Below are 20834 nucleotides of genomic sequence, written 5' to 3'. Positions count from 1 at the left end.
CGGACAGGCGGCGCTTTCTGCCGTCTGACTGCTGACCAAATATGGCGATGCTGTGTTGACCCTCAGACGCGGCGATGTACGAACCCATCTTTCGTCATCGATCACTCGGAAGTTCAATACAGCTCGCTACAGAGGAAACTTCGGAGACTTAGATGGTTCCGGTACTACTTGATATCATAACGACTGCAGCAATCTTATACATCGTATCTTCGGGATTGCTGCTTGTGTTCGGCGTCATGAAGCTCATAAACTTCGCACACGGCGGATTGATGACGCTTGGGGGCTATGCCGCCGTCATCGCCACCGCGATGGGGATGAATCCTTGGATCGGTATACCCCTGGCGGCGATTTTCGGCGGAATTGTCGGTCTCGGAATGGAACGTGTCGTCGTGCGCTCGCTCTATGATCGCCCCCTCGATGCCATTCTGGCGACGTGGGGCCTGAGCATTATCATTGGGCAGGTTATTACCCTGGTCTTCGATCGCGGTGTCCATTTCGCTGAGCCTCCGATCAGAGGCGTGATCAGTATCTTGGGTGAGCCTTACTCAACCTATCGGTTGATCCTGACAGCCGTTGCGCTGCTGCTCGGCGTCGGCTTGACGATGGCGCTTCGGGGCACCTCACTGGGCCTCTCCACACGCGCGGTCATTATGAACGAGGACCTCGCGCGCGGGCTCGGCATCAACAGCGGCTTAGTTCGCTCCATCACATTTACGCTCGGCTCCGGTTTGGCGGCGGTGGCCGGAGCTCTGATAACTCCACTGTCCAGCGTCGATCCAAACATGGGCGTTGCCTGGCTGATCAGCGCTTTCATGCTCGTGCTCGTTTCGGGCTCCTCCCTCTATAGCCTGGCTGTCGCGAGCGTTGTCCTGGGGGGCGCCCAAGTCATTGTGAGCAATTATTTCGGTTCGGTCCTCGGCGGCATGACGATTGCTGCGCTGGCCGCTGTCATACTTCGCATCCGTCCGCAGGGGTTTTCTTATGAGTGACGCAAACGTGAAGGAACTTGGAAGCGCTTCCATTCAACGACCGCAGATCGCCCCGCTGACAAGGATGGTGGTCATCGCCGCGATCTGTCTGATCGGGGTTGGCGCCGCGCCCTTCTTCATGGACGCCTATTCCGTGAACGTCCTCGTAAGGTCGATGATTTATGCATCAATCGCGCTCTCGGTCGACATTCTGTGGGGCTACCTCGGAGTTCTGACTTTCGGTCAGTCGGCATTCTTCGCGGCCGGCGCCTACGCAACGGCATTGGTCTTTACCTATGGCGGCTTTTCGGCCGGAAATGCCTTGGCCGCCGTCTTGATCGGCATCGCAGTCGCAGTCGCCCTCGCCGGGTTGGTGGCATTCCTTGCCTTCTGGCATGGCGCTTCGTCGCTCTATGCGTCCGTGATCACCCTCGTCCTGCCGATCATCGTCACGCAGGTTCTATTTTCCGGCGGAACCTACACGGGCTCAAGCAGCGGCCTGACCGGCTTCGAAACAATCCCGCTCAGCTCTGAGGCGTGGTTCTGGGCTGTCGGAGTCTGGCTAGTCGTACTGACGTCAGCGGCTTGGATGTACACGCGCAGCGACGCCGGGCGGCTTCTGATCGCGATCCGGGAAAATGAGCAACGTTGCAAGTATCTCGGCTTAAACACCTCAAACATTAAGGCAGTGATCTTTCTGATCTGTGCAGCAATCGGCGCGATTGCAGGCTGGATGTACGCTAACTACACGATGGTGGTCGCCCCCGAAATCGCTGGCTTCACGTTCGGAACCGAGCTTCTGATCTGGGTTGCATTGGGCGGGCGTGGTACGCTGTTTGGCCCAGTGATCGGAACGATTATTATCGACTATGCCAGTGCGCAGCTGCAGGGCGATTTTCCCTTCGTGTGGAAGCTTGTCATCGGAATAGTCTTCGTTTCGGTCATCGTCGCCCTGCCGCGCGGTATCCTGCCCTTGGTTTCGCATGCCGCCAACTGGTTACGCGTTCGCACCGGAAAAGCTCAGCCTCAGCAATACGCCCAGCTCCAGCTGCACAAGGCAAGCAGGAGCGAGCGCAACATCATTGCGGCCGAGTCCAGCGGACCCGCGCTTATAGTGAGCGGGGTGGAAAAGCGATATGGTAGTCTGGAAGTTCTGTCCGGCATCGATTTCGAAGCCACCTATGGCGAGATCGTTAGTCTCGTGGGGCCAAACGGTGCCGGCAAGACGACCCTCATGACCTGCATCGCCGACGGCTCAAAGCGTAGCGGTGGCACGATTTCGGTCGCTGGCCAGGACATCGGCCATCGTCCGCCTGAAGAGTGCGTAGGTCTCGGTGTGGGCCGCAAGTTCCAAATGGCCAACGTTTTCGACACCTTGACGGTAGGTGAGTGCCTCCAGATTGCTCGGGCGCGCCTAGATCCTTTGTCCAAATGGCAGAAATCCGGTGTCTGCAGCCTGCCGCCTTCTGCCATGCACGTTGTCAGGGCCACCGGTCTTCACACCGAGCTGCATTTGCCCGCACAAGTGCTGTCGCACGGAAAAAAGCAGGCGCTCGAATTGGCAATGGTGTTGGCTCTCGAGCCCAAGGTGATCCTCTTGGACGAACCCACGGCTGGTCTCACAAAAGCCGAGCGCACGCTGATCGGAACGATCCTGGTGGAACTGACCAAAGCGGAGCAACTGTGCATTCTGCTCGTGGAGCACGATCTAGACTTCGTCCGCGAAATTTCTTCGCGAGTCATCGTTCTACATCAAGGTCGGATTGTTCTTAACGGGTCGGTTGATGAGGTCGTGAATTCCGAACTCGTTAAGTCGGTCTATGCTGGTTCGGGGCACTGAGAGGATGAACTCATGACAGAAGCAGTGCTCGCTGTGAATGGTCTCAGCAGCGGATATGGACAGGCCACCGTAATACGGAACCTGGATTTGAAGATCGCCCACGGCGAAATCGTCGCCGTGGTGGGCAAGAACGGTATGGGCAAGAGTACGCTGCTCAAGTCGATCATGGGGTATTTGCCGAAGTTTTCAGGCTCCGTATCGATGGCGCAGCATGCAATCAGCGAAAGTCGTCCCCATCAGATTGCTAGGCTTGGCGTGGCTTATGTGCCGCAGGAAAAGGCGTTATTTCAGGACCTTACGGTCGAGGAAAACATTCGCTTGGCGCTGCGTGGCTCGGTTAGCTGGAACGAGGCGGAGGCGACGATCCGCCGTTGCTTCCCGTTCCTCCTCAAGCGGTTGCAGCAAAAAGCCGGCACGCTCAGTGGCGGCGAACAGAAAATGCTTTTGATCGCACGCTCTCTCTCCGTCGGCGCCAAGGTACTCCTGATCGATGAGATAACCGAAGGCATGCAGCCGTCAGTTATCACCAACCTGGTGGAAATCATCAAGAGGGAGAGGGATCGTTCTGGGCTCGGCGTTCTTTTGGTTGAACAGAACATTCCGTTCACCCGTGCCGTTTCTGACAGATACGTTCTCCTGGACAAGGGTGAAATATCGGGGTTCGGAAACACGCGTGACCCGGATACGCATGACAAGATCGCGGCCCACATAAGCCTCTGATCATCCTGAAACGACTTCAAAATGGGCGAGGGCATCTCGTGTATCTGACCAACAGGGAACGCGACAGACTTCTTGTTTTCACAGCGGCCAGGATGGCTCAGCGCCGCCGCGCAGAAGGCATACGGCTGAACTTGCCGGAGGCCAGAGCAGTAATAGCCGATGCGATCCACGAAGGGGCCAGACGAGGTAGCTCGGTCTCAGAATTGATGGCTTTGGGCCGCACCGTATTGCAGCCTGAGGAAGTTCAGCCGGGTGTCGTGCCGCTTCTGGAAATGTTGATGGTCGAGCCGATGTTTCCGGACGGTCAAAAGCTCGTTTGTGTCCACGATCCCCTCGGTCGGCCCCATGAAAGCGAGGAAGAGGACGAGCCAGGCGGCTATCGCCTGGCGAAAGAAGGGATAGAGATCAATGTCGGTCGTGCGACGACGCGTGTGATAGTTCGCAACTTTGGCGACCGCCCCGTTCAGATCGGCTCTCATTTCCACTTCTTTGAGGTGAACGCCGAGCTGGATTTTGACCGGGCCGCAGCGTTCGGCTTTCGTCTCGACATACCAGCGGGAACCACGGTCCGGTTTGAGCCAGGGGATGAAAAAACCGTCGACCTTGTCGCCATCGGTGGCGAAAGGCGGGTCGAGGGGCTTAACAACCTCACCGATGGTGACCTGGACAACCCGGAAGTCAAGCGCAGGGCGGTTACACGAGCAGCAGCCGAAGGATTCAGGGGAGCTCACCATGGCTAAGGTGCTGTCGCGACGTCAATATGTTGAGCTGTATGGGCCGACGACGGGAGACCGGGTCCGTCTCGGGGACACGTGTCTCTGGGCGGAGGTCGAGCGGGATCTGCTTGTTCCGGGTGACGAACTCGTCTTCGGGGCGGGAAAAACCCTTAGAGTGGGCACCGGCTGTCATGGCCATATCACTGCGGCAGACGGTGCGCTCGATCTGGTGATAACGAATGCCACGATCATCGATCCGGTCCTCGGCATCATCAAGGCCGATATAGGGATCAAGGATGGCCTGATCGCCGGGATCGGCAAGGCTGGCGACCCCCGGATCATGGACGGGGTTGACCCTAAACTGATCGTCGGTACCAACACCGACGTTCGCGCAGCGGAGGGCCTGATCGTTACGGCCGGTGGCCTAGACTGCCACGTCCATTTCATCGATCCGGGCCAGTGCGAAGAGGCCCTGGCCAGTGGCATCACTACCCTGTTCGGCGGTGGTCTTGGGGCCACCACCGTTCCGATCGCCTCCACCGGCACAGTGAACCTCGGACATATGCTTCAGGCAGCGGAAGCGTTCCCGCTCAATTTCGGCTTTTTGGGAAAGGCGGCCTCGGATAATCATAAGCCCCTGATCGAGCAGCTCGAGGCAGGCGCCGCAGGGCTAAAAATTCATGAGGATTGGGGTGCCACAACTGCCGCGATCCATTCAGCACTGGTGGCTGCTGACGAGGCGGACGTGCAAATCCAATTGCACACCGACACGCTGAATGAGTTTGGGTTTCTCGAGCGAACCTTGAAGGCAATCGACGGCCGTACCATTCACGCCTACCACGTCGAAGGCGCCGGCGGGGGCCATGCCCCAGACATTATCAAGGTGTGTGGGTACGGGAACGTCCTGCCTTCGTCGACCAATCCGACCAATCCTTACTCGGTTAATACGTTCGACGAGCATTTTGACATGGCAATGGTCAGCCATCATCTCAATCCAAGACTGCCGGAGGATATCGCCTTTGCCGAATCCCGGATCCGCCATGAGACCATTTCGGCCGAAGGTGTGCTGCACGATATCGGCGCCATTAGCGCTATAGGATCGGACTCCCAGGGGATGGGTCGCATTGCCGAAACTATCAGTCGTACCTGGCAGACCGCGTCATGCATGAAGGCGCAGCGTGGCGCACTCGCCGAAGACGCCGGTCGCGACAATGACAACACTAGAATTAAGCGGTTCATCGCCAAATACACCATCAATCCGGCACGCATATTCGGCGTAGAGAAATATGTCGGCTCGCTCGAGCCGGGCAAGCTGGCCGATCTCGTGCTATGGAAACCTGGGATGTTTGGCGTCAAGCCGGAGGCCGTTTTCAAGTCAGGCTTCCCGGTGATGGCCGTGATGGGCGAAGCGAACGCCTCTCTCTACTGCTGCGAGCCCCTGCGCTACCGGCCGCAATGGGGCTGGTTCGGACGCGCTGCTCCGTCACTTTCGTTGCGCTTCATGTCCCAAATGGCCATCGACCGCGACGTCGCTGGAAAGCTGGAATTGCGAGCGCGTTGCGTGCCCGTGTCTGGAACACGAAAACTCTCCAAGCAAGACATGCTTTGGAACGACAAGGTTCCCAAAGTAACGGTGGATCCGGAAACATACAGAGTGGAAGTCGACGGGGAGCATTGCACGTCGCTTCCGTCCAGCAAGGTGCCGCTGGGCGCCCTTTATACGTTGAAATAGGAGAATTTCATGTCCGCTAAGGCCATTCGTATCGGCATCGGTGGTCCGGTGGGCTCCGGTAAGACGAGATTAATTGAGCGCCTCCTGCCTCTTATCCATGAGGCGGGATTGAAACCCGCGGTTATCACCAATGATCTCGTGACTCTGGAGGACGCCATCCGGCTCAAGGCGAGCGGCCTCATAGAAGAGACTCTGGTCATCGGCGTAGAAACCGGAGCGTGCCCTCATACCGCGATCCGCGAGGATCCTTCGGTGAACATACAGGCTGCTGACGCGCTGGAGCGCGACAATCCGCTCGATCTCATCCTGATTGAGAGCGGTGGAGATAATTTGGCGGCGACATTCTCCTCGGAACTCGTTGACTATTGGATCTTCGTGATTGACTGCGCCGCCGGTGATGACATCCCGCGCAAACGGGGACTTGGAATGCTTCAAGCTGATCTTCTCGTTGTCAACAAGATTGACCTCGCTCCGCATGTGGGCGCTGACCTGGACCGTATCCGTCACGACGTTCTGGTCAACCGCCCTCAAAAGGCTACCATTTACACGAATTTGCGTTCGCCGGAGGGTGCAGCAGAGGTCTTTGCGACCATAAAAAGGGATGCCTTGTTCAGCTGTGCGGAAAAGTGACCAAGTATGACGCACGCGTCTGGCCTTCTCAACCTGGAGTTTGCGGCTGACTGCCTGGGGAAAACACACCTCATGCAGCGGGTTCAAAGGTTTCCCTTGCATTTCACCACACCCCTTTTTCTGGACGAAAGTCAGCCTGGCATGGCTTTCGTCTATGTACTGAATCCCTCGGGTGCAGTGTTTAGCGGTGACAAGCTGGAACTGCGGATTGTTGCGCGGAACGGCGGAAAACTTCATGTCACGAGCACATCTGCGACAAAGCTCCACCGGATGCTCGACGGATCAGCGTATCAAAAGGTGCATTTGGAGGCAAAGCAGGGGTCGTACATTGAATACCTGCCGGACCAGATCATACCGCAGGCGCAATCCTCCTACGACCAAGAGACGACGATAGATATCGATCGGGGGTCCATGCTCATTGCGAGCGAAATCATCGCGCCGGGCCGGTTGGCCCGCGGCGAGATTTTCGCTTTCACCCGCCTCAAACTTGCAACTCGGATTAGCGTCGACGGAAGCACGCTCTTCACAGAGCGCATGCTCATGGAGCCGACGACGATTCCGATCAATATGAGAGGCGCTCTCGGCACTTTTCTCTATTCGGGAACGCTGCTGGCACTCGTTCCAGGCGGCAACGCAAAGGGCGTTTACGATGCTGCTTCGTCCCTCGACATGACGGGCGAAGATTTTCGATTGGGTGTAGGGGCCCTGCCCGGGGCTGTCGGCATCATCGTGCGCGTGCTCGCCCTGTCGTCATCAACAATGACGCGGCTCATCGACGACGCGTGGTCACGGATTCGAATGCAGATGATTGGGGCGCCAGCGCCGTCTAGGAGGAAATAGGTCCCATGCTTGTCTCGAATGGAATAGTTGGCGCCTTGGACGACGTGGTTCACAGCGCCGCCACATTGGATTTTATCGACATTTCTTGGACTGAGGCCGGCAAGCGGCGGCTTCGGCAGCGCACAAAGCGCGGTCTCGATTTTGCGGTATCGATGCAGCATAGCCAGTACCTTTTTCACGGCGCGGTTCTATTTAACAACGAAGAACACACGGTGGTCGTGTGCAGGCCGGAGGAACTCGCCCTCGTTGTCGACCTCAGCCAAACCAACTCGGTTCCGGATATTATTCGGCAGGCTGCGCTCATCGGCCACGCATTCGGCAACCAGCATGTACCGGTCGAGGTGAACGCCTGCTCCATCCACGTGCCGATGCTGTCGAGTGAGGACCTCATGACGAAGACGGTTCGAGATCTCAAACTTGGCGAACTGTCGCTGCGTTTCGACTACGTCCGGCTGGGCGCCTCCCGTCCCCTTTTTAAAACAGAGCACGCTCATGAATGAAACGTTGGCGGGAAGGGCGATAGACGCGAGTTTTCTAATGGCCCTTCAGTTGGCTGACAGTTCGCTGCCGATCGGGCGTTATGTTCACTCCAGCGGATTGGAAGGCATTCTAGAGGAGCTTCCTAAGAATTCAGCTCAAATCGCGGAAGTCGTGAAAGCGGTCCTGCTCCACGGCGCGGGCCGCTGCGACGCCGTTGCTGCCGCTCACGCACATCGGATGTTTTCGGTCGGCGATCTCGACCAATTGCATTATGTAGATGAGCGTCTTCTCGCCACAAAGTTGTCGGTTCCGGCCCGGAACGCATCGACCTCGTGTGGTCGCCAGCTGGCGAAACTTGCCCTTCAGGTCTGGCCGCACCAAGTGCTGGGTTCATTCTGCCATGAAGTGCAACTGCGCGAGGCCGGAAATCTCGCCGTCGTGGCAGCAGCGGTGTCGGCCTCCCGGGGAATGGGCATTGAGAACACGCTCCTGGCGGAGTTGCGCGGCACGGCAAGCAGTCTCTTTTCGGCAGCCGTACGGCTCGGCCGGATGGGATCGGCCGAAGCGCAGGTTCATCTCTGCCAATGTGTCCCGATCATTGTTCAGGCTGCAGAAAAGGCCCTGGCCTTGGATCTGGACGACATGAGTTCGACCACGCTCGAATTGGAAATTGCGATGCTGCAGCTTCAACGTAATCCACTGCGTCTGTTTGCAACATAGCAGGAAGGCACGAGGATGTCCGGCATTGGCGCACTGCATGAGTCCTATCGTTCGGAGGGTACATGGCCGGTGGGTGTGCTATACTCGAGAAGCGGAATCACGGCGATTGCAGAGATTTCCCAGCTGCAAGGGACCTTGCTCGCAATTTCGGAGATAAATGACGCAGGCGGCGTGCTGGGTAAGCCGATTTCTCCCTTGATCCTTGATCCGGCGTCCGATCCGCAGCGCTACACCCAGCTCGCCAGTTCGCTTTTAATGGACCGCGGCGTGACTAACATATTCGGCTGTTCGGCGTCCTACAGCCGAAAGGCGGTGGTTCCGGTCGTCGAGCATCGCGGAGGCTTGCTATGGTACTCGATCGGCTACGAGGGGTTCGAATATTCCTCGAACGTCATCTACACCGGCCCCGCTCCGAACCAGCTGCACCTTCCGCTCGCTGAATATCTATTCCCACGCTACGGACGAAAGCTGATGTGCGTCGGCACGGACTATCTCTTCCCGCGCGAATCCAACAGGATCATGCGCGATCTTCTTTCTGAAATCGGCGGCAGCATCGTCGGCGAATATTATCTGCCGTTCGGCGCTCAAAGGGATGCCTTTCTGGATGCGATCAAGGAAGCGCGATTGCTCGGTGCCGATGTAATCTTCTCGACGGTGGTGGGGCCGGGAATAGCAGCACTTTACGATGCCTACGCGGTCGAGAAACTCGATCCAGCCGTTATGCCGATCGCCTCTCTTACGACTAACGAGGCGCACCTTCAGGAAATGTGGTTCGAGCCCCGGCCGGGCCATATCGTCTCCGCGCCTTACTTTGAAACGGTCCAATCGCCGCGAAATAACAGTTTTGTCGCCAATTATCACCAACGTTTTGGTGCCAAGCGCCCGGCCGATGCATGTGCGGAGGCTGCATATTTTACCGTGCTACTCTTTGCTCGGGCGCTGGAACGAGCTGGGACGCTAGACCCGGAATGGCTTCGCGCACAGGTACTGGGTCTCGAGGTCTCCGCTCCCCAAGGCGTTGTCATGGTGGATCCGGACAATAGCCATACTTATCTCTGGCCGAGAATTGGCAAGACGGTAGCTGGGCGGAAATTTGAGGTCGTAGCCGAATTCAAGAAATCGATGAAACCGGACCCTTACCTTGTGAACTATGTGGGCCTCGGCCGCATCGACCGGGATCACGGACAGGAGGAAATGGACAATGTCCGGTGAGGCGTTGATCCGGGAATTGCGGAAACTTCGGGCGTGTGTGATCCATCCGCCGGATTCGGCCTGTGATGAACTTGTCCGACATTTGAAACGGATCGGATGCCAAGTCGACACTTTGTGGCCAGCTCCTGATCGTTGGCCGGCTCATGCCGATGTCGTCTTCTGCATCTTCGGCGGCCACCCATCGCTCGATATGAGCGCGCTGACGGGAGGTCGCGATGGGACCCTCATTGGCATCGTCGAATATGAGAGCCCCACGATCGTCCGCGAACTTCTTGAAGCGGACGTGCAGGCCATCATCGGCAAACCCATCCGCGCTTTCGGTATATTGTCAACGTTGGCGGTTGCTAGTTCCCGTTCCCGGTTCGAACAGCGGCAGAACAGTAAGATCGCGAAGCTGGAAGAGACCTTGCGGTCGCGTCGGGTCGTGAACAACGCGGTCCGGCATCTCGCCGCGGAGCGATCGATCAGCGAGGAAAATGCGTATCAATGCATCCGGCGCTGGTCTCTTGAAGGCCGCGCATCGATGACCAAAATCGCCGACCAGGTTTTGGCCTGCGGGTCCGAGTTGAGCGATCCAAATTTTCAAATTAACCCGAAGGAAGCATTATGATTACATCTCAACGCGCCAACGACTCTGTACTTCGCGTCGCCCTTGACTGGGAGGTAGATGCGATCGATCCGCCGGCCTCGTTTGGAGGTTGGAATACAGGTAGAGTTGTCCAGCAGATATTCGAGAGCCTATATGAGGACGATCTGGAGGATGAAGTAGCCAGTCCGACGCGGCTTGTACCCGCGCTTGCCACTTCGGTCGATATCTCCGACGACGGACTTCAGTATCTGTTTCGATTGCGAGAGGATGTGAGGTTTCATGATGGAACTCGGTTCGATGCGGAGGCCGTGCGGTTTAATATAGAGCGAATGTGGAAACCTGATGCGCCGCAATATTCGCCTTTAGCAGCGGATTACAACCGGATCGGTCTCGAAACGCTCAAGTCTGTGGAGGTGGTAGGGCCGCTGGCGATCCTGCTCACCCTGAAGGAGCCCTTTCCCGAGTTCCTCCGCTACATGACGCAGGAGGATGCACCGGGCGCTCATGTCTTCATCAGCCCAGAGGCCCTGACAAAGCTTGGTAGTTCAGGCATCGCGGACCACGCACCGGGCACAGGTCCATTTCGTTTCGACAGTCGCTTTTCGACGCCATTTGGCAGTGGCGTTCGGCTACGTCGGAACGAGGATTACTGGGGTGGGCGCGCCAAACTCAAGGCCATTGAGTTCAAGCCGTATCCAAACCTTGAAGATCGCTATCGGGCGTTGGTAGATGGTGAAGCGGATCTCGCCTATGGCCTTGAGGGGAGCGATCTCGACGAATTGGTGCGGCGCGGCTTCGTCGTCCTCGAAGGCCAGGCGCCTTATGTCTGGTATTTCATTTTCAACATGCGGGATCCGGTCCTGAGCGACATCCGAGTGCGTCACGCGATCGCGCATGCGGTTGACCGCGACAGGCTAAGCCACGACATTTTCCGCGGACACACAGCTGTCGCGTCTGGAATGCTGCCGCCAGCTTCACCAGCCTTCGACGAGGAGTACAGTTTCCCCTACCAATACGATCCCAATCGTGCTCGGCAGCTGTTGACGGAAGCCGGCGTCCCTACGGAGTGGCGATTGCGCATTGTGACGGCCAACGCCGGATCCGGTCAGCTCGTGCCCGTCCGGATCTGCGAGCATCTGGCGGAAAATCTCGAGGCGGTCGGGCTGCGAGCCGAGATCGTCCGGACAGAAGACTGGGTTTCCTACTGCAACGAGTGGCGATCTGGTTTGCCGGAGGGCGCAGGTATGTCACAGATGAGCTGGGGAATGTCATGTGATATGTGGTTACAGCAGGTGTTGCATTCTATGAACAGCTCGCCCCGGGGCTTTAATGCGGGATATTACTCCAATCCAGATGTAGATCGGCTGCTGGACGAAGCACGACAAACCACAAACGACAAGCAACGTTGCCGACTGTATCGGGATGCGCATTCATTGATCATGAATGAACTGCCAGTCCTCCCGATGCTGACTTTGCGGCGCGGTTCAGTCTGCTATCATCCGCGGGTCAAGGGCTTCCGGAACCCACGGCAGAATTGGCATTCGTTCAAGAACGTATGGACGGATTCAGACATTTAATCGAACCAGTTAATCCCTCAACGGCGCGAGCCCTTGCCGAACGCCTGTTTGCGCTCTCCGGCCGCCGACACCACGCCGAAAGAAGAGGCGACGGTCATGATCAAAGACGACAACGCGAATGCAAGGAGAATAAAGATGAAAAGAACTCCGATTACCGCATTGACCGATATGGCCATGCTCGCGGCGGGGTCGACCATATGCTCGCCAGGGTCATGGTCGGTCTGTTCGCCGCCCAGTTGGACGGGCGGGCACTGGTGCCGGCTACCTCGTTTCGGTATGACCTTTGGCGGCGCCGTCGGTTTCGCGGGCACCCCGGTAACTTAGCATCGGCCTGTCGATCTATACGCGGAACCGCAGTCGCGCTTGGCTTTAGGGCCATGGTTGCCGCAGCATGGCGCTGGTTGGCTTCTTCGCCCCGCTCCGCGTGGCGAAACCCTGGTGCAGGGCCCTTGTTGCTGTTGCATGCGTCGCCATGGTCACCGGCGTTATCTAGATCGTCGAATCTGACTGAATCGAAGGATTGCCGTCGTGTAGCGACGACGTGCTGTCAGAAAATCTGGATTTGAATGTCATGTTGATTGCTGAAACGGATGACGGAGATGGTTGCCGGAGAACCGAATGACGTGCGACTGAAAACTGTCGACAGCCAATGGATTGTCCAGGTCGTCGAAAATGGCAAAGTAACTCGGCATTTATTCGACACTCAAGCCGTTGCAGAGAGTTACGCCGAATTCCAGCGTGTTCGGCTCGGCATGCCTGGAAAGCCACCAATTTGGGAGGAGAACCCGGTGCGCCCGAAAGAGCCTTCGCGAAAGACCAGACTTTATCATCAACGATGTTCTCGACCTCGCCGAGTACTCTGACCGCGGTATTGTCACTACCCTAGTTGATACACACGGAGTTCGTCTTCGTCTCCACCTCACGGTCGTGACCTCAGAATTGCTTTGCGAGCGAATTGCCGACGCGCTGGAGCGCCGGTACGGCGAATAGCGACCTGAGCCAAACTGCTGGCGTGGACGGCAATATCGGTGATCGCGCTATGTTCGATTCCTCGCTCTTCGTGGCCTACGGGGACCCTGATCGCGTGACCGGCACGACCTCAACCTCCCAAGCAACGCCGCCGCCTTCCTGCGATGTTGATTCGCGCGCGCCGCCGTTTACGATCGCGTGTTCGTTGAATGGCGGCCGCTGGCTCCCCTTGCTACGGCCATCCCGTAGCTTAGAAGCTGTTTGGATAATCGGATTTTAGGGATTCCGTTTGCGCATGTGGCCTATCACGGGCTCAAGCATATAGATGAGACCTGCGATCTCGACTTCATCGTTGTGATCGTCCCGCACCAAGGGCCTGAAAGGCTTTAGGGTTCTGCCGCGTCGCTGGGCCGTCGAACGGACGTTCGGATGGATGATCCGGGAGCGACGCCTGGTGGCGGTACGAACAGCGCATCGATATCTCACAGGCCATGATCCTCGTCTCCATGGGGCATCATGCTACGCAACGCCCATCCGTGATCGAGCGAACTCTGCGGGATTCAGCTGATGCCTGGGACGGCAAGTCGCACATCTTCGACCTGTGTCCGCGTGGGGTATCAAGAGCCAACTTTCTTGAATTTATCGTCGTGCCTCCATTAGAGGTCATTGGTACCGTAAGGATTCCAGTCTTTCGGTCTCGTACTTTCAGAGGAAAACAGGCCCTGTGCATTATTGCGACACAGATTCACGGTAGGCGTTTCGCTGCTGCCTGATCGGCCCCGTTGCTATCATTGGCGTCCGCAGGGTCGATGGTCGGGTGATCGGCTCCACTGACCCCTTGCTGACCTGCATCGTGTCCGGGCGCTACGAAGGTGACGATTTAGAAGAGCTGGCCGCTGCGATGTACGAAAAGCGGCAAGCGCAGGCGCCGCTTGTCTTTGGCGGCGACATAGAATCCTCGGTCGGCCGTTCGAAGGCCTTCCCTTTGCTGGCAATTTCTTCGCAGAGACGACTGACAGCCAGACAAAGTGGCTCATTGTTGCGACAGTCCCTGGCTTTGAACGTAACCCTATCAAGAAGCTCGATGCCACAGTCGCCGCTTGCGACGCGCGTGCGCACCCACGACATCGCCAAGATGCGGGGACTTGCCCGCGCGCTGCCACAGCTCTTGTCGCTCGGATGCTGGGGGGCAACTTCGACGTTGCGATGCGCTTCCTGACCGAAGACCCTTGGGAACGGCTCGACAAGGTGCGTCAGCCAGCACCCAACTTGCTGCAGATGCTTCTCCGCAGCGCCAACCGCGTTGGCTATACCACTCGACGCTCCTTTCTGGCGCCCCGTAGGTTTTATACTTGGTCTTGTGGGGGTGGTGGGAATCGATCCTTCGACTTCGCTTCACCAATCGACCTATCAATCGGAGAAGCCGAATGGGGCTTCAGTGCGCCTGTAGTCATCAGCCAATATGCTGCGGCTAATCGGTGGTGCTGATCGGGACGTGCAGGTGGATCTGTGGCAGAGTCGACAGGAGATGCCTATCGGGGTGAAGTGGGGGGGACTATTTCGATCATTGTAAATCATCCGCTCGGCGTGGTGCGCCTCGCAGACCAATGCAACGGCACGAGTTACGCGTGCTGTCGGATATGCCCCTCTTCCCGAACTAACGGTACGAGCAATCGAGAAGAATCTTTGACCATCTGGCAATTCCAGCCACTGCGTGACTACGACCCTCGGCGAAGTGAATACCTGATGTAAACTCCACAACGGGCATCCCCCCCCATGCCGCGCAAAGGGGAAGTTAGCGCTGTCCAGTCTCTTAGAAACATTGCCCGCGCCGTCCACACGGATGAAGAAGAAGGGAACACACTCCTGGCCCGGCCTTTGCAGCGTGGTAAGGCGATGCGAAGTTTGCTCGAAGCTTGTGTTAAACTGACGCGCAATTGCCTCGACATCATATCGCTTGCCTTCGGCAGAATTTGCGAACTGTGCATAGGGCATAAGCACTGCAGCTGCAAAATACCCAGCCAAAGCCCGATGGGCCAAGTGGCGGGCGTTCTCAGAGGACAGATTACCCGCTTCGACAGTTTTCCGAATTTCGCCGTCGACTTCCAGATAGGCAAGCTGCTGGGCCAATTGGAAATTCTGACTCGCGAGGTCAAGACAATCATCCAGCAGGATCTCTCTCCGATGACGGTCAAGCCTTCTAACCGAGCCCATCATTACGTCCTGGGGCAACCGTCTGACGTTGAGCCCGTGACGCTGTTTGAGAAAAGCTATCAGTCCGCCCGCATTGTTGATGTGCGATGCCGTGGTTTCTGCAGCCGCATCCAGTTCAGGGAAGCAGTTCCGCCGCGCAGCCAGAAATGCTCGAACAGAGGCGACCGGATCGAGGGCAACGTCTGCCATTGCAGGACTGACGGCGAGCTGTTGCTGGTCAGCCAAGGCAAACTGATCGCTCTTGTAGGCAGTATACAGACGAAGCATCGCCTCGGTGAAACCTGGAAAGTTGCTGAGAACATCCCCCAGTTCAATCGGTGAAACCTCGATATCGGCGAATATCGGATCCCTCATTGCGGCTTGTAGCCGACTTATCAGACCTGCCCCGTTGTCTTCCGTCAAACTCGACACATCGATCGAGTAGGCCCTTGCCAAACGGATCAGCACCTCGGCTGTCACCGGGCGCTGATTTCTCTCCATCAACGCAATGTAAGAGGGAGAAATGCCGATGTCGGCGGCCATGGTCGCCTGTGTCAGGCCGAGGTCCTTGCGAAGGCGCCGCAGCCGCGGACCAAGGTAAACACCATTTCTCTCCATGACATCATTACAGCATTACACCAATGGCTTGTAAAGTTTTACAACGTGACACTGCGGGGTCTGGCCATGCTCGGCTCGTGAGGCTAGCTGGGCGATGAAATCCGCTTTCGGACCTGGAGAGACAATGTCATACCGCGCTATCACTGACGAAGCGAGCAATACAATTAACGCCAACAAAAACTGGACGGGCATATCCGCCGAGGCGGTTGCTCGGATGCGACTGCAGAATAGATTTCGCACCGGCGTCGACATCGCCAAGTACACAGCAAAAATCATACGTAATGACATGGCTGCCTACGATCAGGACGCTAGCAAGTATACTCAATCTCTCGGTTGCTGGCACGGCTTCATCGGTCAGCAAAAGGTCATCTCTATCAAGAAGCATTTTGGAACAACCGAGCGTCGCTATATATATTTGTCTGGCTGGATGGTTGCAGCGCTCCGCTCGGAGTTTGGGCCACTGCCGGATCAGTCCATGCACGAAAAAACCAGCGTTCCCTCACTAATCGCTGAGCTTTACACTTTTCTGCGCCAAGCTGATGCTCGTGAACTTGGCATGATGTTCCGCGAAGCGGACCGGGCCAGAGAGAGCGGAGACGTCTCCCTCGAGCAGCAATCGCTTAATGCGATAGACAACTATCAAACCCATGTCGTTCCCATAATCGCCGACATCGATGCCGGTTTCGGTAACGCTGAAGCCACGTACCTTCTGGCCAAGAAGATGATTGAGGCCGGTGCGTGCGCCCTTCAGATCGAAAACCAGGTATCAGATGAAAAGCAATGCGGGCATCAGGACGGCAAGGTCACAGTTCCGCACGAGGATTTCGTTGCCAAGATCCGCGCTTGTCGCTACGCATTTCTTGAGCTTGGGGTCAATGACGGGATCATTGTTGCGCGCACTGACTCGCTCGGTGCAGGCCTGACCAAGCAGATCGCATTCAGCGCCGCTGAAGGCGACGACGGTGACGTCTACAATTCCTTCCTCGATTGCGAAGAGGTTGCGGAAGGCGATTTCGCAAACGGGGATGTCCTCATCAAGCGGGGCCCGAAGGTCCTCCGGCCAAAACGGCTGCGGTCGAACCTCTTCCAGTTCCGTGAAGGCACTGGCGAGGACAGGTGCGTTCTGGACTGCGTCAACGCGCTGCAAAACGGTGCAGATCTGCTTTGGATCGAGACCGAGAAGCCACATATCGATCAGATCGCCGGCATGGTCGACCGCATCCGCCAAGTCATCCCCAATGCGAAATTGGTCTATAACAACTCGCCGTCTTTCAACTGGACGCTTAATTTCAGACAGCAGGTCTTTGATGCATGGCTTTCCTCCGGCAAAGACCTGACCGGCTATGACCGCGCGATGTTGATGAGCGGGGAATATGACAGTTCGGAACTTGGTCAAGAAGCAGATGAGAAAATCCGAACCTTCCAGCGCGATTCAGCAGCGCGCGCGGGCATCTTCCATCATCTCATCACCTTGCCAACTTATCACACTGCGGCATTGTCGACTGACAATCTCGCCAAAGAATACTTCGGCGAGCAGGCAATGTTAGGATACGTAGCCAACGTCCAGCGTCAGGAAATTCGGCAAGCCATTGCCTGCGTCAGGCACCAGAATATGGCCGGCTCCGACCTTGGCGATGACCATAAGGAATATTTCGCTGGTGACACAGCGGTCAAGGCAGGCGGCATCCACAACACAATGAATCAATTCGCCTCATAACATCTTGGAGCTACAACTACCAAAACCTGATAATTTTACCACAATAATCGGAGTATATCCATGAAAACCCGCGCCGCCGTTGCCGTAGGAGCTGGAAAGCCGCTCGAGATCATGGAGGTCGACCTCGAAGGTCCGCGCGAGGGCGAGGTACTGGTCGAAATCAAGGCGACAGGCATCTGCCACACCGACGAGTTCACTCTGTCGGGTGCCGATCCCGAAGGCATCTTTCCTGCCATTCTCGGCCATGAGGGTGCCGGTGTCGTCGTCGATGTCGGCAAGGGTGTCACCTCGCTCAAGAAGGGCGACCACGTCATTCCGCTCTACACGCCGGAATGCCGTTCGTGCCCGTCCTGTTTGTCGCGGAAAACCAACCTCTGCACCGCGATCCGCTCGACGCAAGGGCAGGGCGTGATGCCCGATGGCTCGTCGCGCTTCTCGATCGGCAAGGACAAGATCTTCCACTACATGGGCTGCTCGACCTTCTCGAACTTCACCGTGCTGCCCGAGATCGCACTGGCCAAGGTCAACCCCGACGCTCCGTTCGACAAGATCTGCTACATCGGCTGCGGCGTGACGACAGGCATTGGTGCGGTGATCAACACCGCCAAGGTCGAGATCGGTTCGACGGCGATCGTCTTCGGGCTCGGCGGCATCGGCCTCAACGTGCTGCAGGGCCTGCGCCTGGCCGGTGCCGACATGATCATCGGCGTCGACATCAACAATGAGCGCAAGGCCTGGGGCGAAAAGTTCGGCATGACGCATTTCGTCAACCCGAAGGAGGTCGAGGGCGACATCGTGCCTTACCTCGTCAACCTGACCAAGCGTGGGACCGACCAGATCGGCGGTGCCGACTACACCTTCGACTGCACCGGCAACGTCAAGGTGATGCGCCAGGCGCTCGAAGCATCGCATCGCGGCTGGGGCGAAAGCATCGTCATCGGTGTCGCCGGTGCCGGCCAGGAGATCGCAACGCGGCCGTTCCAGCTGGTCACCGGCCGGACCTGGAAGGGCACGGCCTTCGGCGGCGCGCGTGGCCGCACCGACGTGCCGAAGATCGTCGACTGGTACATGGAGGGCAAGATCCTGATCGACCCGATGATCACGCACACCCTCAAGCTCGAAGACATCAACAAGGGCTTCGACCTGATGCATTCAGGCGAAAGCATCCGCAGCGTCGTCGTTTACTAGCGCCCCATTGTCAGAGTTCGCATATCTCGAATTGTCATCACATGGAGGAACAGGACATGGCTTCAATACATCCAGCACTCGACGGCGGGGTCAGGCCCGGCAGTGCCAGTTTCACTGGTGGCACGCTTGTCTGTGCCTGCGCCGACCGGCCGGTGAAGGTGGCGATCAAGGGCCAGGTCGCCCACAACCACGCCTGCGGCTGCACCAAATGCTGGAAGCCGGAAGGCGCCAAGTTTTCGGTCGTGGCTGTCACCGCGCATGAAAACGTGACGGTGCTGGAGAATGGCGACAAGCTTGCCGTCGTCGATCCTTCAGCACTCATCCTGCGCCATGCCTGCAAGGCCTGCGGCGTGCACATGTACGGCCCGGTCGAGCGCGACCACGCCTCAAGGGCCTCGACTTCATCCATCCCGAGCGCTTCGAGGAAGCCGGCTGGGCCGAGCCCGGCTTTGCCGCTTTCGTGTCGTCGATCATCGAGGCGGGCGTCGATCCCGCGGAGATGGACGGCGTGCGTGGCCGGCTGAAGGAACTCGGCCTCGAGCCTTATGACTGCCTGTCGCCTGGATTGATGGACTACATCGCCACCTGGACGGCGAAGAAGTCGGGTGCACTCACGAAATGACCTTAGCGATCGCATTTGCTTGAACCGTTGCGGCTTGTCTATGGGTCCATCGCGACTGTCTCGTGATGGACCCTGTGGCAAATGCAGAGCACCTAGTGACAGGCGTTGATCTTCATGGACGTCGAGGAGACGCTGAGCCTTGATCCCGCGCAGGACGCTCCGGCCAGCGGCGAAGGAATTCAGACCATATTGGTTCAGCCTCGGACGTGTCGGCTCGGAGGCACCCGCCTCAGTCGCCACCTTTTTGAGCGTGGTCGCCGCAGCGCCTTCGCGCTGCATTACGGTCATTGCCGCGCGCCGCAACTCCTGCCGCCTGATGTCGCTGAGCTTCGAAAGTTTTTGGGGCTATCTCTGTCAAACTGCGATCTGAAGCAAATGTCGGAATCGGTAGTTGCGTGTCCCCGCAACCAAATAACAAAACAGCCCAGCTTGTCTGGGCTTTTGTGTATTTAGATGCACGGCACGGCCGAGTTGAACCTGCATCAGGGGCCCGCAAGCAGGCGACAGCCGACCAAGCGGGACAAAAAAGCCAAAGCCTGAAACCAAAACCAACAAACAAAACAGCCCGTCAGGCACTAAACCGACGGGCTATTTTGTTTTCAAGACATAGCCAAAGACAAGGCGGCAACCGCAGGAAAACCGCTAGACGGCAGACAGCTCGCAGAATGCAAAGGACGTACAGCTAGCCCACCATAAGAAGGGGGCTGCGGCGAACGTCCCGGAACATTCGCTGGTCCGCCACGCCCGTCAGGCTCATAAGCTGAAGGCCTTGGCTCAGGCCAGGAACCGTCTGTCCCAGTCGGCCATGCGATAGGCGTTGCCCACCTGCATCGCCCGGGCAAAGGCTGAATCGACCGGACCGAAGACGGTCGACACCAGGATCTTCTGCATTTGCGCGAGTGCGGGGCTCTGCATGTCCGCGTCGGTCGAGCCGCGGTGCAGCGCGCGGATATCCATCATCACCACGTCGCCGGCCTTGACGTCGACGCGAACGACGTCCCGGGCGGCCTCGGCAAGCGCCTCGAGCAAGGCGTCATCCAGTGGCGTTGGCGAGAGGTGAGAGCATGGCAAGATCCGCAAGCTGGCACCGTCCTGCAGGTAAACCAGCGCCTTGAGGCTCCCCACGGCCTCGTCCCAGGGATCACAGCCCTTGAGGAACTCGCTGTAGCGGCCGCGCAGCAGATCGGTGTGCCAGTGCTGGGAGCGGTTGACGGTAATGTCGTTCAGGCCAAGGGCAAAATACGGCCTGCCGCCGTAATAGGCAGCCAGGAACCGGTTGATCGTGTCGTCAGCGACGATCCTGGCATGGATCGCCGCCACGGACGGAAAACGGTGAAATCCGGCAAGATGGTATGAATGCGCGACGTCGCGCGTCTGCCCCATGCTGCCGAGATTGTCGACAGTAGTGGTGCGAAACGTCTCGATTTCGGCTTTGTCGAAGACTGACGGCAGAACGCAAAAGCCGTGCTCCAGGCACTGGCTGGTCAGTTTCAGATCCATGCA

Annotated in this window: 17 protein-coding genes and 4 pseudogenes; 17 read left to right on the top strand and 4 right to left on the bottom strand. The window is 57.7% G+C overall.

The window, feature by feature from the left end:
- Positions 1-152: 152 nt before the first annotated feature.
- The 12 genes from ACHMW7_RS29635 (at position 153) to ACHMW7_RS29580 (ending at position 12024) form a co-directional block, all read left to right on the top strand.
- Positions 153-989, top strand: a complete 837-nt coding sequence (locus tag ACHMW7_RS29635) for a branched-chain amino acid ABC transporter permease (protein WP_055980195.1) — start codon at positions 153-155, stop codon at positions 987-989.
- Positions 982-2808, top strand: coding sequence for an ATP-binding cassette domain-containing protein (locus ACHMW7_RS29630; protein ID WP_082496697.1), 1827 nt, complete (start codon positions 982-984; stop codon positions 2806-2808). The genes ACHMW7_RS29635 and ACHMW7_RS29630 overlap by 8 nt, the downstream gene beginning before the upstream one ends.
- Positions 2809-2820: 12 nt before the next feature.
- Positions 2821-3528 (top strand): ABC transporter ATP-binding protein, encoded by a 708-nt coding sequence (locus ACHMW7_RS29625; protein ID WP_055980192.1) that lies wholly within the window; start codon positions 2821-2823, stop codon positions 3526-3528.
- 38 nt (positions 3529-3566) lie between these two features.
- Positions 3567-4268, top strand: coding sequence for an urease subunit beta (gene ureB, locus ACHMW7_RS29620; RefSeq protein WP_082496696.1), 702 nt, complete (start codon positions 3567-3569; stop codon positions 4266-4268).
- Positions 4261-5976 (top strand): urease subunit alpha, encoded by a 1716-nt coding sequence (gene ureC, locus ACHMW7_RS29615; protein ID WP_055980186.1) that lies wholly within the window; start codon positions 4261-4263, stop codon positions 5974-5976. Before ureB ends, ureC begins: the two co-directional genes overlap by 8 nt.
- A gap of 9 nt (positions 5977-5985) precedes the next feature.
- A complete protein-coding gene (gene ureG / locus ACHMW7_RS29610) occupies positions 5986-6606 on the top strand; it encodes an urease accessory protein UreG (protein ID WP_055980183.1) in 621 nt (206 codons plus the stop codon).
- A 72-nt stretch (positions 6607-6678) separates the two neighbouring features.
- On the top strand, positions 6679-7446 hold the full coding sequence (locus tag ACHMW7_RS29605) for an urease accessory protein UreD (RefSeq protein ID WP_159091613.1): 768 nt from the start codon (positions 6679-6681) through the stop codon (positions 7444-7446).
- Between the two features lie 5 nt (positions 7447-7451).
- Positions 7452-7946 (top strand): hypothetical protein, encoded by a 495-nt coding sequence (locus tag ACHMW7_RS29600; protein WP_055980179.1) that lies wholly within the window; start codon positions 7452-7454, stop codon positions 7944-7946.
- Positions 7939-8646 carry an urease accessory protein UreF gene (locus tag ACHMW7_RS29595; RefSeq protein WP_082496695.1) on the top strand — a complete coding sequence of 236 codons (708 nt, stop codon included), beginning with the start codon at positions 7939-7941 and terminating at the stop codon, positions 8644-8646. Before ACHMW7_RS29600 ends, ACHMW7_RS29595 begins: the two co-directional genes overlap by 8 nt.
- Before the next feature lie 15 nt (positions 8647-8661).
- On the top strand, positions 8662-9858 hold the full coding sequence (locus tag ACHMW7_RS29590; RefSeq protein WP_055980174.1) for a transporter substrate-binding domain-containing protein: 1197 nt from the start codon (positions 8662-8664) through the stop codon (positions 9856-9858).
- Complete coding sequence (locus ACHMW7_RS29585; protein ID WP_159091614.1) at positions 9848-10468, top strand: ANTAR domain-containing response regulator; 621 nt, start codon at positions 9848-9850, stop codon at positions 10466-10468. The genes ACHMW7_RS29590 and ACHMW7_RS29585 overlap by 11 nt, the downstream gene beginning before the upstream one ends.
- A complete protein-coding gene (locus ACHMW7_RS29580; protein WP_055980166.1) occupies positions 10465-12024 on the top strand; it encodes an ABC transporter substrate-binding protein in 1560 nt (519 codons plus the stop codon). Before ACHMW7_RS29585 ends, ACHMW7_RS29580 begins: the two co-directional genes overlap by 4 nt.
- 17 nt (positions 12025-12041) lie before the next feature.
- Here the strand turns inward: ACHMW7_RS29580 and ACHMW7_RS29575 are convergent, their stop codons facing one another.
- Positions 12042-12221, bottom strand: coding sequence for a hypothetical protein (locus ACHMW7_RS29575; protein ID WP_310329382.1), 180 nt, complete (start codon positions 12219-12221; stop codon positions 12042-12044).
- Positions 12222-13357: 1136 nt separating this feature from the next.
- On the opposite strand from ACHMW7_RS29575, the pseudogene ACHMW7_RS29570 reads away from it, so the two are divergent.
- Together ACHMW7_RS29570 and ACHMW7_RS29565 are read left to right on the top strand one after the other, a co-directional pair.
- Positions 13358-13561: pseudogene (locus tag ACHMW7_RS29570) on the top strand (hypothetical protein); the annotation flags it as partial.
- A 522-nt stretch (positions 13562-14083) separates the two neighbouring features.
- Positions 14084-14307: pseudogene (locus tag ACHMW7_RS29565) on the top strand (2-oxoglutarate decarboxylase); the annotation flags it as partial.
- Between the two features lie 96 nt (positions 14308-14403).
- Here the strand turns inward: ACHMW7_RS29565 and ACHMW7_RS29560 are convergent.
- On the bottom strand, positions 14404-15804 hold the full coding sequence (locus tag ACHMW7_RS29560) for a short-chain fatty acyl-CoA regulator family protein (protein ID WP_082496693.1): 1401 nt from the start codon (positions 15802-15804) through the stop codon (positions 14404-14406).
- A 124-nt stretch (positions 15805-15928) separates the two neighbouring features.
- On the opposite strand from ACHMW7_RS29560, the gene ACHMW7_RS29555 reads away from it, so the two are divergent.
- The 3 genes and pseudogenes from ACHMW7_RS29555 (at position 15929) to gfa (ending at position 19331) form a co-directional block, all read left to right on the top strand.
- Positions 15929-17521, top strand: a complete 1593-nt coding sequence (locus ACHMW7_RS29555; protein ID WP_310329373.1) for an isocitrate lyase — start codon at positions 15929-15931, stop codon at positions 17519-17521.
- Positions 17522-17581: 60 nt separating this feature from the next.
- The gene (locus ACHMW7_RS29550; protein ID WP_055980154.1) at positions 17582-18709 is read left to right on the top strand and encodes an S-(hydroxymethyl)glutathione dehydrogenase/class III alcohol dehydrogenase; all 1128 of its coding nucleotides are present in this window, start codon (positions 17582-17584) and stop codon (positions 18707-18709) included.
- Between the two features lie 56 nt (positions 18710-18765).
- Positions 18766-19331, top strand: a pseudogene (gene gfa, locus ACHMW7_RS29545) (S-(hydroxymethyl)glutathione synthase).
- Between the two features lie 213 nt (positions 19332-19544).
- On the opposite strand, the pseudogene ACHMW7_RS29540 reads toward gfa, so the two are convergent.
- Positions 19545-19649: pseudogene (locus ACHMW7_RS29540) on the bottom strand (transcriptional regulator BetI); the annotation flags it as partial.
- A gap of 456 nt (positions 19650-20105) precedes the next feature.
- Positions 20106-20831 carry a phytanoyl-CoA dioxygenase family protein gene (locus ACHMW7_RS29535; protein WP_395448881.1) on the bottom strand — a complete coding sequence of 242 codons (726 nt, stop codon included), beginning with the start codon at positions 20829-20831 and terminating at the stop codon, positions 20106-20108.
- Positions 20832-20834: the final 3 nt, after the last annotated feature.

Origin of the sequence: Aminobacter sp. UC22_36 (assembly GCF_044056035.1) — a bacterium.
Classification (GTDB): domain Bacteria; phylum Pseudomonadota; class Alphaproteobacteria; order Rhizobiales; family Rhizobiaceae; genus Aminobacter.
Note: the sequence above shows the minus strand (reverse complement) of the source record. Positions and strands in the feature narration are given on the sequence as shown.

What these genes read in the sequence shown, in the direction of transcription:
- ACHMW7_RS29625 (WP_055980192.1), top strand. Translation starts at nt 2,821, where the DNA reads ATGACAGAAGCAGTGCTCGCTGTGAATGGTCTCAGCAGCGGATATGGA.
- ACHMW7_RS29580 (WP_055980166.1), top strand. Translation starts at nt 10,465, where the DNA reads ATGATTACATCTCAACGCGCCAACGACTCTGTACTTCGCGTCGCCCTT.
- ACHMW7_RS29560 (WP_082496693.1), bottom strand. Translation starts at nt 15,804, where the DNA reads ATGGAGAGAAATGGTGTTTACCTTGGTCCGCGGCTGCGGCGCCTTCGC.
- ACHMW7_RS29550 (WP_055980154.1), top strand. Translation starts at nt 17,582, where the DNA reads ATGAAAACCCGCGCCGCCGTTGCCGTAGGAGCTGGAAAGCCGCTCGAG.
- ACHMW7_RS29595 (WP_082496695.1), top strand. Translation starts at nt 7,939, where the DNA reads ATGAATGAAACGTTGGCGGGAAGGGCGATAGACGCGAGTTTTCTAATG.
- ACHMW7_RS29575 (WP_310329382.1), bottom strand. Translation starts at nt 12,221, where the DNA reads ATGGTCGACCCCGCCGCGAGCATGGCCATATCGGTCAATGCGGTAATC.
- ACHMW7_RS29590 (WP_055980174.1), top strand. Translation starts at nt 8,662, where the DNA reads ATGTCCGGCATTGGCGCACTGCATGAGTCCTATCGTTCGGAGGGTACA.
- ACHMW7_RS29535 (WP_395448881.1), bottom strand. Translation starts at nt 20,831, where the DNA reads ATGGATCTGAAACTGACCAGCCAGTGCCTGGAGCACGGCTTTTGCGTT.
- ACHMW7_RS29630 (WP_082496697.1), top strand. Translation starts at nt 982, where the DNA reads ATGAGTGACGCAAACGTGAAGGAACTTGGAAGCGCTTCCATTCAACGA.
- ureC (WP_055980186.1), top strand. Translation starts at nt 4,261, where the DNA reads ATGGCTAAGGTGCTGTCGCGACGTCAATATGTTGAGCTGTATGGGCCG.
- ACHMW7_RS29600 (WP_055980179.1), top strand. Translation starts at nt 7,452, where the DNA reads ATGCTTGTCTCGAATGGAATAGTTGGCGCCTTGGACGACGTGGTTCAC.
- ACHMW7_RS29605 (WP_159091613.1), top strand. Translation starts at nt 6,679, where the DNA reads ATGCAGCGGGTTCAAAGGTTTCCCTTGCATTTCACCACACCCCTTTTT.
- ACHMW7_RS29635 (WP_055980195.1), top strand. Translation starts at nt 153, where the DNA reads ATGGTTCCGGTACTACTTGATATCATAACGACTGCAGCAATCTTATAC.
- ACHMW7_RS29555 (WP_310329373.1), top strand. Translation starts at nt 15,929, where the DNA reads ATGTCATACCGCGCTATCACTGACGAAGCGAGCAATACAATTAACGCC.
- ureG (WP_055980183.1), top strand. Translation starts at nt 5,986, where the DNA reads ATGTCCGCTAAGGCCATTCGTATCGGCATCGGTGGTCCGGTGGGCTCC.
- ACHMW7_RS29585 (WP_159091614.1), top strand. Translation starts at nt 9,848, where the DNA reads ATGTCCGGTGAGGCGTTGATCCGGGAATTGCGGAAACTTCGGGCGTGT.